The organism is Halohasta sp. A2, assembly GCF_056175805.1.
Map to the genome: position 1 here is coordinate 1 of NZ_JAQFWV010000092.1, position 11,628 is coordinate 11,628.

Annotated in this window: 11 protein-coding genes and 1 pseudogene; 2 read left to right on the top strand and 10 right to left on the bottom strand. The window is 51.3% G+C overall.

Annotation, left to right across the window (positions count from 1 at the left end; all coding sequences use genetic code 11):
* Nucleotides 1-202: 202 nt before the first annotated feature.
* Complete coding sequence (locus tag O2S87_RS16715; protein ID WP_475409897.1) at nt 203-571, bottom strand: winged helix-turn-helix domain-containing protein; 369 nt, start codon at nt 569-571, stop codon at nt 203-205.
* Between the two features lie 102 nt (nt 572-673).
* Between O2S87_RS16715 and O2S87_RS16720 the strand changes: the two are divergent.
* A pseudogene (locus O2S87_RS16720) lies at nt 674-805 on the top strand (IS6 family transposase); the annotation flags it as partial.
* 67 nt (nt 806-872) lie between these two features.
* Here O2S87_RS16720 and tnpC read toward each other — a convergent pair.
* From tnpC to nrdR, 9 genes are all read right to left on the bottom strand, one after another.
* A complete protein-coding gene (tnpC, locus tag O2S87_RS16725) occupies nt 873-2,327 on the bottom strand; it encodes an IS66 family transposase (RefSeq protein WP_475409898.1) in 1,455 nt (484 codons plus the stop codon).
* Nucleotides 2,328-2,403: 76 nt separating this feature from the next.
* Complete coding sequence (locus tag O2S87_RS16730; protein WP_475409899.1) at nt 2,404-3,549, bottom strand: Fic family protein; 1,146 nt, start codon at nt 3,547-3,549, stop codon at nt 2,404-2,406.
* Between the two features lie 245 nt (nt 3,550-3,794).
* The gene (locus O2S87_RS16735; RefSeq protein ID WP_475409900.1) at nt 3,795-5,039 is read right to left on the bottom strand and encodes a tyrosine-type recombinase/integrase; all 1,245 of its coding nucleotides are present in this window, start codon (nt 5,037-5,039) and stop codon (nt 3,795-3,797) included.
* Between the two features lie 266 nt (nt 5,040-5,305).
* Nucleotides 5,306-5,818, bottom strand: coding sequence for a TspO/MBR family protein (locus tag O2S87_RS16740; RefSeq protein ID WP_475409901.1), 513 nt, complete (start codon nt 5,816-5,818; stop codon nt 5,306-5,308).
* 129 nt (nt 5,819-5,947) lie between these two features.
* Nucleotides 5,948-6,382: a DCC1-like thiol-disulfide oxidoreductase family protein gene (locus tag O2S87_RS16745; protein ID WP_475409902.1), complete on the bottom strand. Its 435-nt coding sequence runs from the start codon at nt 6,380-6,382 to the stop codon at nt 5,948-5,950.
* A 130-nt stretch (nt 6,383-6,512) separates the two neighbouring features.
* A complete protein-coding gene (locus O2S87_RS16750; RefSeq protein WP_475409903.1) occupies nt 6,513-7,013 on the bottom strand; it encodes a hypothetical protein in 501 nt (166 codons plus the stop codon).
* 466 nt (nt 7,014-7,479) lie between these two features.
* Nucleotides 7,480-9,168 (bottom strand): ribonucleoside-diphosphate reductase subunit alpha, encoded by a 1,689-nt coding sequence (locus O2S87_RS16755; RefSeq protein ID WP_475409904.1) that lies wholly within the window; start codon nt 9,166-9,168, stop codon nt 7,480-7,482.
* A 2-nt stretch (nt 9,169-9,170) separates the two neighbouring features.
* A complete protein-coding gene (locus O2S87_RS16760; protein WP_475409905.1) occupies nt 9,171-10,181 on the bottom strand; it encodes a ribonucleotide-diphosphate reductase subunit beta in 1,011 nt (336 codons plus the stop codon).
* Nucleotides 10,182-10,350: 169 nt separating this feature from the next.
* Nucleotides 10,351-10,839, bottom strand: coding sequence for a transcriptional regulator NrdR (gene nrdR / locus O2S87_RS16765; protein WP_475409906.1), 489 nt, complete (start codon nt 10,837-10,839; stop codon nt 10,351-10,353).
* A 407-nt stretch (nt 10,840-11,246) separates the two neighbouring features.
* On the opposite strand from nrdR, the gene O2S87_RS16770 reads away from it, so the two are divergent.
* On the top strand, nt 11,247-11,573 hold the full coding sequence (locus tag O2S87_RS16770; protein ID WP_475409907.1) for a hypothetical protein: 327 nt from the start codon (nt 11,247-11,249) through the stop codon (nt 11,571-11,573).
* Nucleotides 11,574-11,628 lie beyond the last annotated feature (55 nt).

Genomic DNA, 11,628 nt, shown 5'->3' on the forward strand with positions numbered 1-11,628 from the left:
CTGGCGACGTGGCGCCAGCAGGGACGCAATCCCTACGAGGAACTTCGTCGAGTTGTCAGCAGCAATAAGATGATCTCACGAGCTCACGCTGTACCGGCTGTTGAGACTTCGGGGTAAACACATACGTATTAGATAAGGTCGGGTGGAACCATTTCCGAAGGAGTCGTCAGCGATAACAATCGCTCCTTGATTGTACGCCATCCTATTCGCCCTCAGCACTCAGATCAGGCAAATCTTCTTCCCACCCTTCGTTTTCGGCGTACCAATCATCACCAAAGGATGATACAGCAGTTTCAACACCAATAAACGAAGCAATCGCAGACCCGAGTCTGTCATCCTCTGCTGCAGCCCAATACGGTTCTTTGTGTCGAGCTAGGCCCGCCTCTTCGAGCCGCTTCAACGTTGGACCAACGCTTCCACGAGGTATCTCGGTTTGATCTGCTAATTCTGCTGGCGTATATCCGACACTGGGCGTCTCTAGTAGAAACTCCATCAACCGCCTCGCGTTGGTGCCTTCGGACAGGTCAATCCGGGGGCTACCCGGTGTGTGTTTTTCGAAGTCGACTGGCATTGTATAAGTATTGTATTTGAATTGTATTAGCCTTTCTGGCAACGTCGACGGTGGTGTTCAGATAACGATTCAAAAGCGAGGTGTCACGTTTTCTGAGTACTCATGCCAGAATTCGGACGCCTCAGTGGTAGTCTCGACCAATTCGAATTAGATTTTGTAGGACGAGAAGCGACACCGGAGTTTCTGATGAAGCTCGGTATTCAGCTGCATCTGTCGGGACTCTCACTTTCGAACTATAGGTTGTCTCGACAGTAGTTGGATAGCAAGACCAAGATACACCGCTCAGTGATGCCTCTCGTTATTATCGAAGTTCTCTCCCACCGAGGATCGACTGAAGCTGTTCTGGTGGATCGAGGCCTCGTCGTTTCCACGTCGCCAACATCGTTGTTATCGTCTCGTGGATCTGGACCCCTTCTGCCGAACGGAGGGTCCGAAACATCTTCCGAAGGACCACTTGCTCGCGCAGAGCCCGCTCTGCGCGATTATTCGTCGAGTCAACGTCTGGCTCAGTCACGAACGTCAGCCAGTGACCCAACCCGTTGCTGATCTTCTTGATCAGCTTCTGAACCTCTCGGACCTCGTAATCTTCCCTAATCAGACCCTCCAAGTGCAAGGACGCTTCCGCCCGCTTCTGATCGCGGGCGGAAGCCGACGGCTCTCCTTCTACGAACGTCATTAGGTCGTCGTGAAGTGCGTGTAACTCTTCAGATAGCCGCTCTGCTTCTTCGTACCGTTCAGCGACGTACTCAGCCTCCCGCAACAGGTGCGCCCAGCACCGCTGCAGTTTCGTGTGATAACTCGAATACGCTGACCAGCCGTCACAACTGAGCGTTGAGTCCTCGGCGAATTCCTCGCCGAGGACGTCTTGTAAGACTCCACTTTCTCGGCTCTCATCAACCCAGAACAGCACTTCGTCATCAGTGACGAACGTCCACGCCCAGTGTTGTTTTCCATCAACCGGGAAGCCTGTTTCATCACAGTAGACGACCTCACTCTCCCGAACCTTCTCTTTGACATCGTTGTATGCGGGTCGCAGCCGGTCTGCGACCCGCTTGGTCAAGTTGTAGATCGTCCGGTGGGAGATCGGAAGATCGAGCTCCCAGTCAAACAGCTCGGCTTGTTTCCGGTTGGGCAGTCGTTGATGTAACCGGCCGAGAGCGGTTTGGGCCATGAGATTTGGCCCAAACCGCCCCTTTTCGGGACAGTCAGGATGCTCAGCAACAACCTCGTTTCCACAGGAACAGTGGTGTTTGCCAAGTTGGAACTCTACGACAGTGGTTGGAACGGGAAGCGGGACATCGATAACAGTTCGTGAGACGTAGTTGTCAGGGTTCGAGAGGATTTGCTCACAGTCTGGACAGTATCCTTGATCAACCCGAATCGTCTCTTCGGGTTCTGGTGGTGGTCGAGTTGTTCCTTCGTGGCCTTCACTCCGTCCTGGTGAAGAGTCGCTGGCGGCGTCAGGGTCGCCGCCAGCGTCGTCTCCTTCATCTTCTTCGTCTTCATCCCCGTCTTGACCGTCTCTACCAGGTGATTTAGCCGCACCACCCTGCTTACTGGGTGGTGTGTTTGGGTTTTCGTACTGCTTGAGGCGAGCCTCAAGCTGTTCGATCTCCTGTTGTTGTGCAGTGATCTGGCGTCGTAGAAATCGGTTCTCAAGCTCTTTGATTACCAGCTGCTGGCGGAGTTGCGAACTATCATCGGTGCGGATCACGGAATCTATCGATTCCGTTGATCCGTGACTCCCCAGCGACACAGTAGTTCAGCACTGGTGAACGATCTATGAGACTGCTACGAAATCGTCTCGGCATGGAACTGCTATCCAACTACGATTATTCCAGAATGTCGAACACTTCGACAGCTTTGTACTCCTTACCTCGCTCTTTGCCGGTCACTTCCTCGATAACGCCATCCGATTCGAGGTCGTCGACGATCTTGTAGGCGGTCCGGCGTGAAACATCGAGGTAGTCTACGAGGTCTAATGGAGTAAAATACGGATACTGGAACAGTTGTCGAGCGAACTTTTCGGTATTAGTGCTACCCGAGTACTCTTTATCGTAGTGCGCTTGGAGATCTCGGAGTCGATGAGTCCGTTTGTACGATTTCTCAGCTTGACTTCGAAGGCCTTCGACAAAGAATCTGATCCACTCGTCCCATGCACCAGTTTCACTTACCGCACGCATCCGCTCGACGTACTCGACTTTGTGACGATTGAAGTATGCACTTGGGTAGATATATGGACTTTCGAGGTACCCTTCGCTGGCCAAATAGAGGATAATAAGTAGCCGACCAAGGCGGCCGTTGCCATCTGAAAACGGATGAACTGTCTCGAAAAAATAGTGGATGATGGCGGCGTCGACAAGTGGGTGATACTGTCCACCCATCTGGATATACGATTCGAGTGAGGTCATGAGCGTATTGAGTCCCTCCGGGGCTGGTGGGACGAATGGACGCTTCCCTGGCTGTGGACTCGTGAGATGAACCATATGATCGCGGAAATCACCAATGACATCGCCCTCATTCCGGACACCTTCAAGCAACATCGCATGAAGATCTTTGATTAGCGAGAGCGTTACCGATTCTCTGCCTTCTATTCTGTTGAGCCCATAAGTGAGCGCAGTTTCGTAGTTGAGAGCCTCTTTCAGGTCCTTCTCGATTGGTTCGTCAGTCTCGCCCTCGGGGTGCTTTGTGTGGTAGGCTTCGATATCTTGATACGCGACGTCAGCACCTTCGATACGTGCGGATTCGACAGCCTCTATGCGAATGAGAGATGTGTAGAGAACTGCAGAGAAGTCGACTGTCGAGCTGATGCCATCAACGCGGCCAATTTGATACGCTGCATCGGCTACCAGATCACGCGTCTGTTCGGGGAGTTCGAGTTTTGGCTCTATCGGGAGAGGTTCGGGTGAATAGTATGGCTCCGGATGATACGGGACATATTTCCCTGGTGCATCCTCAGGAAGCTCTTTGGTAGACATCTGTTGTCGTTATCACCAACACCCCCGATTGGTATAGTTGTTTATATGTCGAGTATACGTAGAGGTGGTCTCAGGCCTGCTGTGTAAATTAAGGCGCGAATAGTATACTTGAGAACACCAGCACAAGTAATAGATGCAATTAATATATAATGGAGTATACTAAGATTGCATTTGCAGTTTTGAGACACCACCCTGTCCGCAGTTCTTTCACTTGCAATCTGGTGTGTCTTCACTCAGCGAATGGATCAGATATGACCAAAGACGCCACTCAGCTCATCACGCATAGATTCTCTACGGTAGCGTCGCTTCTCGGCTTCTGAGAGGTAGTTCTGAGAGACAACTTCTGTACTCGCCGAGCCCTGATCAGCGGCGATTCCTTCGAGACCTTCCATCATCTGCTTGACTGCCTCGTTGTAGGTGGTATACCAGAAGCGTCGACCCATCTTGGCGGTCGGTGTTTGCCCCTCGACAGTGACTCCTGCGTCCTCAGCAAGCCGTTTGAATCGTTGATTGACTGTTTGTGGAGCGATATGCCCGGTCGACGAGCGACTCGATGGAAAGAGATAGCCATCCCAATTTGGCCCATCGAGATCAACGATTCGCTGGTTCAGCACGTCGACGCCGAACAGCAGCGCAACCTCTCCTGGACCGTTCTTGCGCTGCTCGAAGATGATTCGATTGTCCTCTTCGTCGGTGAGCACGAACTGATCGATAGAGAGTGAGGCGACCTCGTTGGGTCGAAGCCCCCAGGATCCAAGAGCCAACACGAGGAGTTGGGATTCAATACTCTCTGCAGCTTCGTAGATAGCCCGCATCCCGTCGGCGTCGACGGTCTTGTTGTCGGGGGTGTCAATCTCCCAGCGAAATTGATCGTTTGCCCCGTCGAGCGGATTGTATTTCGCGCCCTCGAACCGGACCTGGTGGTCGTAGAACTGCTGGATATCACCGAGGTACTTGAGCCGAGATTGATCGGTCGACAGACGGTCTTTGAGGACGTCGAAGACCTCCATACAGCGGTCGTTTTCGGCTGGCCGCTCGTCGATATCATAGAGGTTTCGAGTGAGACTGTGTGGGCCATGCAGATGCTCGTAGATTCGAGCATACTCTGCGAGTCGAGAGCGTCGACTCACCACTGTCGACGGTGCGAGCTCGCCACGGTTACGTTGTGTCGAGAGATACGTCTGAATGGCTTCGATAGTCTCGTCACTGCTAACCTCCCACTCGTAGCCGGATTCCTCGTTGTCTCCTCGAGGAGTATCATCGTCGAGACCCACCTCGTCGACGAAGAACTCCTTGATTGTGAGATCGTGGTGCTCTCGAAGCGTGTAGGACAGTCCGGAGAAGCCGTTGGCTGCCAGCCACTCGTAGCTTGGTCGACCCTGTTTTGGGTTGTGATCGGCCTCCTGCATCGCCGGTCGGATTTCCGTGTAGTAGAAGTCGACTAACTCACTGAGCGACTTGCGTGCCCATTGATACTGCGATTCGGTCACGGGAAGGCCCTCGCTGTGTTTCGGGGTGATTTGATATTGGTCATTTTTTTGGAGTAGCGTTTATCTTACTATTATCTAATACTTTTGGTTAGCTACTTGTCTGATTGGGACAAACAGCTAAGTAACTGAATGGGGCGATATCTGGAAAATTTGCATAAATCATATGATGCTATAGAAAATGCGAAAAAATCTGTTGTATATACAAGGTCGAATTTGAGCTCCGAGTAAGCTAATATTGGCGTGGGAGAGTCACCTTTGGCCGCGGCCTAATTTAACACCCAGAAGCGATAGTTGAGATAGGCGGCGAACGAGACCCAGAGAAGATATGGTACGAAGAGGAGTGCTGCCCGTCGATCAATGCGGTCAAAGGCCCACATCGTCGTAACGATGAGCAACCAGAGGAGTCCGATCACAGCTAGTCCCCACCCGAGTTCCTGTAATCCGAAAAAGACTGCAGACCATCCTACGTTGAAGACGAAGTGTACCGCGAATACGCCAAGAGCGATCCAAACCTCGCGAGGTGAAGACTCAATTTGTCGCCAGACGAGCCATAGTGCGACTCCGATGAGTGCGAACAGGACGGTCCAGACGGGGCCAAATACCCAGTTCGGTGGAGCAATCATCGGTCGCTGAAGGGTACTGTACCACGTGCCGAGACTTTGCATCGTGAAAACCGATCCGGAAGCTCCGACGATTTCGACGGTCAGGATAGCGATTGCGAGGGCGATAACGGGACGGTCGCGTGGAAGTCGGCGGAATTGGGCCACGAGTGATACCATGTTAATAGATTGGATCCATTGAGCCAAAGCGTTGTACGTTGAATCCGGAGTCCGGTCAACCGTCTCTCAGGGGAACTCTCTTGATCCCTAGGCGAAAGGCCGGCCGACGCTCTGTTGCTCCGCCGATACTCACGTACGCGCGGTCGTCATAGTTCGATCGTCAGCATTTGTAGCAAGCCGATCGAATGCCGCCTCGCCATCCTCGCTCAGGCGATATTCCTCGTGGAAGTTGTCGGGATCGCGCCCGCGGTTACTGGCGATGCCGACGACGTGAGCGACCGTGTCGTAGTTATTTCTTACCAACGAGCCCACGACCGATGGCATGCCAGCTCGCTCGGCCAGTTCTTTTGCAGTTGCGCGGCCGCCGTACACCCGTTGTTTGTTCACGTCGACCAGTACCATCGCGAAGGGCGTCACACCAAACTGCGCTTTGAGGAACGCCTGCGCGGCGTCATCGTACCACGAGATCGCACCGATGTCGTCAATTTGTTCGAGCACTCGGGCCGCGACAGAGCAGTACGGACACTCGCCATCGAAAATAAGCACAGAGTCGTACACAGCCATATGCGAATTATGAGCTGAACAGATATATACCGTCTGTTACTGCATGGTGACCAATGAGACTCTGAAGTCGACCAAAATCAACGTCATATAAGCAATCATCTGAGTTAAGTTGTTGAAAAAGCAACCGACACTACTCTTCGTCAGCTCGAACAGTTCCGCCCACGACCAGCGCCGCACCGATGATAACGAGATTCTTGATGATGTACTGGCCTTCGACCGTGAGTTCGTGTGGGAACGTCACAAAGACGACCTCAGGCAGTAATACGACTGGGAGGAACGTTCCCGGCATCTGTAGGAACAACAACAATATTCCGAGGCGTATCAGTGGCCGGTACAACAGACAAAGCCCGATTAACACCTCCCAGACGCCAAGTATTGGGACGAATAACTCCGGCGGGACGACATAGACAGTGGCAGCAACGAGATCTGCCGCCGGGCTACCACCGATCACCTTCAGCCCACCGAACCAGATGAATACGATTCCGAGCGCGACACGTAGCGTTGGAAGCCCGAGACGATCCATCGTGTCGGCAATTTGGCGATCAACCTGATCGAATCGTGCTTTCGCGGATTCCAGACGGTCAGAATCGCCACCCCGGCCGTCGCGCCCGAGCGTTTTTGAGAGGCTCATTACGTATCTATTAGTTCGGACTGGAAAGTGAAAAACCCTAGCTAGAACCCTCAAAACATCCAAGAAAAAGACATTAAAGACGTTAATTCGTGACGGTTGTCGCCGGAGACGACCCAACAATTTCTGCCGAGCATCCTCCTATCGTTGCTTGACAACCTCCCTGTCGTTAAAACCGAACGTATGAGTCGAGGAATCAAACAAGGGGGTCGGAAATCCCTCACAGCAACTAAGATCTTGGTCGCGTCGCAAAGTCATCTAGAGTTTGCCGCTGAGCGTCTCGACAGCACTTCGGACAACTGAAAATACTGCGTTAGAATGGCGTGCACCAAGTGTACGTGATTTAGAGAGCGTTAGAGATAGCAGCCCGAGTAGTCTACGCAACCACCACTCGAAACTCTAGACCGCTTTGCGACGCGACCAAACGATTTTCAGACGTGACCAGATGATCACACCTACTGATGGGAGATCAGCTCTCACAGGCCTGGCATTCGAGGATATTTCGGCTGAATTTCTGTGCAGCATTCACGCTGTTCTGATAGTAGAGACTCTTCACTCCTTTCTTCCACGCCTCTATGTAGAGTTGATTGATCTCTTTGACGCTCACTTCACTTGGATCAATCGAGACATTCAGGCTCTGTGCCTGATCTATGTGTTTCTGTCTCTGTGCTGCTTGGTTGATGATCGCCATCTGTGGTATCTCAGCGAAGGTCTTGAATACCTCTTTTTCTTCATCCGTCAGACAGTCGAGATGCTGTACGCTACCATCTCTATTTGCGATACTGTCCCAGACTTCCCTCTCGTCTTTTCCTTGCTCTTTCAGTATTGCTTGGAGGAATCTGTTCTTTTGAGTCGATTTGAGTTTTGCTCCATCTCGCACGAAGTAGTTCGACTTTAGCGGCTCAATGCTCGGACTGACTTGGCCCAGAATGACACTGCTCGATTTCGTCGGGGCCACACTCATCGTCGTCGTGTTCCGTCTGCCATATCCCTCAAGCACTTCTGGTTCACCGAACTCATCGGCAAGCGCTTCGCTCGCCTCGTAACTTTTCTCTCTAATCGTCCGGAATATCTCTTCGTTCTTCTGCATTGCCTCCATGCTGTCGAACGGGATCATATTGCTCTGGAGGTAACTGTGCCAACCGAGGACGCCGATTCCTACTGCTCTGTGTCGTTTCGCAAACCGCACAGCCCGTTCAATGAACTGTGTCCCTTCTGCTTTCTGGATGAATTCCTCCATCACGGCATCGAGGAAGCGCGTCAGAGTTTCAACTGCATCCGTGTCCTTCCACTCGTCGTAGTGGAGGGCATTCATACTTGAGAGACAGCAGACGAAGCTCTCATCCGGTGTGGCTGGGAGTGCTATCTCGGTACACAGGTTGGATGCATTTATTTCGTAGTCCTTGTCCTTGTATACCTGTGGCTTCCCCTCATTCATGTTGTCTCTGAAGATGATATAGGGGACGCCAATATTGATCCGTGTCTCGATGATTTTTGCCCACGTCTCTCTCTTTTCTTCATCACCATCGACCATCTCCTGGAACCACTCATCACCGATGATGACACCGTAGAAAATATCCTGTATCGGATCACCCTCTGTCTTGATATTGAGCCATTCTTCGAGGTCACCGTGTTCAACATCGATATATCCTGCAAACTGGCCTCTTCGAGTTTCACCCTGACTCACCACATTGATAGCAGTGTCGAACAGTTCTGTGAAGCTATAGCTCCCATTACTCTTCCCATTGTTTGTTATTGGGCTGCCTCTTGGCCGTATTTCACCGAAATATCCGCTTGTACCTCCGCCCAACTTAGTCATTTCACCCACTTCGGCGTGGGTGTAGAGAATACTCTCCATGTTGTCTTCCATGTAGCTGCCGAAGCAGCTGATAGGGAGGCCTCTGTCCAGTCCGAAGTTCGCCCAGATGGGGCTTGCGAGACTGTAGAACCCTTTGCTCATGTAGTCGTAGAACCGGTCTGCGAAGCCCTCCTCATCCAGGATCTCTTCGGCGTTCTCTGCGATCTGTCTGACCCTTTCTTTGGGTTCGACACCTTCAATCAGGTATCCTTCTCTGAGGAACTCTTTGCTGTCCTCGTTCAACCAGTAGAAAGGTTCTTTATGCTGTTCTCTGACTTGTGTGAGTTCTGCTTGTGCCATTGTTAGAACATCTCCTCGGCTGTAACGCTCTGCGTGTGTTTGTTGTATGTGGTCGATCGCTTGCTGAAGAAGTCGTTATCCTTCGTCATCATGATATCCTCGTCGAACCATCGGGTCTCATCGAGGAGGTCATCATCTGTCTCGAACAATGGTTCGACGTCAATTTTCTCAAGGCTCTTGTTGAAGCGCCCTTTGAGGAACTCGTTGACGTACGATCGTGGGAGGAACTCCAGGGTTCCCTCTTCGAAGATCCAGTTGAGCATGTCCATCTCCGCCTCGTATGCCTGCTGGCAGGCTTCCTGGATTTCTGCTTCAAACCCATCATCGAACATGTCCGGGTTCTCTTCTTTGATCGTCTCCACCAGTTCTACTCCAAACAGTCCGTGGATCTGTTCTTCCTTACTGGTGGCTTCGACAGCATTGGAGATCCCCTTAAACTTCTTTTCGTATTTATCGAAACTGGTCATTATCAGGAACTGACTGAACAGTGAGACGTGCTCGACGAAGGTGCTGAAAAGAAGGATGCTCATTACATACTCATCTTTGTCCTCACTGTCAGCGTTTTCCAGGCACTCGTCGAGATACTCGATTCTGTTTTTGACAGCGGGCACCTCAGTCATTTGTTCAAAGTCATCTGCGATTCCCAATACATCGAGTAGATGACTATAGGCGTCCATGTGTCGAACTTCACTCTCTGCGAAGGTCATGCCGACACTGCCAATTTCTGATTTAGGCATCTGTTCGTAGATGTCTGACCAGAATGTCTTTACCTGTACTTCGATCTGTGCGATAGCCAACATCGTCCGCTTGATGACGGTCTTCTCAGCAGGGGTCGTGTTGACCTTGAAGTCTTGGACATCCCCCGAAAAGTTGAACTCAGTATGAACCCAGTAACTGTTGCGTATTGCGTCCTTGTAATCAAGGAACTCGTTATACTCATACGGTTTTAGCTGCGTTCGTTTCGAGAAGATGTCAGTCTCTGTATCTCCGCTTGCGGTTTTGTGTTCAGTCATTGGCACGTACCCGGGAGAAACCGTTCGCTGTTGGTTGGCTTCTGTCTCCGTCGTTTATTGGTTCGGTGCGCTTGAATGCACCCGTGTCGTTTTCTGTACGTCTGTTCGTGGTCTATGATCTCCCGGTCAAGGATTGACCGAACACCCGTTTGATCTGTGTGTGTTTGTGTCATTGTGAGTCGTTCGGGGCTTCGAAGTCGTCTATCTCTGCGTCCAGGACTGCGTCGAGTTCGCGGAGGAACTCTTGGGGTTCCGAGAATGCCTTGTACACGGAGACAAACCGAATGTACGCGACTTTGTCAAGCTCTCGGAGGTTCTCGGAGACGAGGTCTCCAATGAGACTCGACGCAACAATTCGTTCGTCGCGCGCTTGCAGATCCGCTTCAATTCGACCCACCAATTCGGTGACTTCAGTATCGGTCACAGGGCGTTTTTCAACGGATCGGAGGATTCCACCCCGGAGCTTCTGTTGTTCGTATGGTTCGATGCTTCCGTTTCGCTTCTTCACTTGGAGGGAATCCCATTCTGGTCGCTCGTATGTCGTGAAGCGGAATGAGCAGCGTTGGCATTCGCGGCGACGACGCACTGCGTCCCCATCTGCATTGGTTTCTGTGTCAAGGACGCGGGTGCGGTTGTTGTTGCAGTCTGGACAGTTCATATGTACGGTGTTGAGGTGCCTTGCCGATTCACCGCTGTATGTGCGGGGTAGGGCAAAGCAACTGCAACATATACTGTCTTGAGGGTGGTAATAAAGATGTGCAATTCAGTTGCAGTAGAACAAGTAGACTTGTATTAGATTCTTCTTTTTCGATCTACACGAGCGATCATAAGACACGCATCAATGCCATCCTCCGAGGTTGTGCTGTTGTCTTCAAAAAGACAATATTGGTGGGATTATTGATCGAATAAACACTGTCAACGGTCAAATCTGCCTTTATTGTATGATTAATCGAAATATTTCTACCTTCTTTAAGTCTTGAGACCAAACGGTCAACCAGAAGTGACACACCCAACAACACAGCAAGTTCGTTTTTTCGAAGTAAAAGCTCATAGTGACTAGATTCGATGAAGTCAAACCGCCGCTATCCAAAAGCCGCCTCTGGACCGTTCGAAGCACCTCCTGAGGAGTTCGTGGATCAGGAAGACCGAACAATCGAAGTCAAGCCGTACAATGGCTTGGACAGCGAATTTGAGGCAGTTGTTGAGATGTATACGGAGTTTGATCCCTTGGATCGGGCCCAGGGCATTCCACCAAAGAAAGAACCTCGCGTCCGTAGTTGGCTTGAGAACCTTTTCGATGATGATTGTTTGAATGTCATCTGCTCCGTTTATCGCAAGACGGCTCCCGTATTGAATCACTTACATAACAAATTCTCCTGTCTGAGTCGCTGAACTGCCGAATTTCTAGATACAGACATTGCAGAAGCACCCAAACCAGACTATCCAG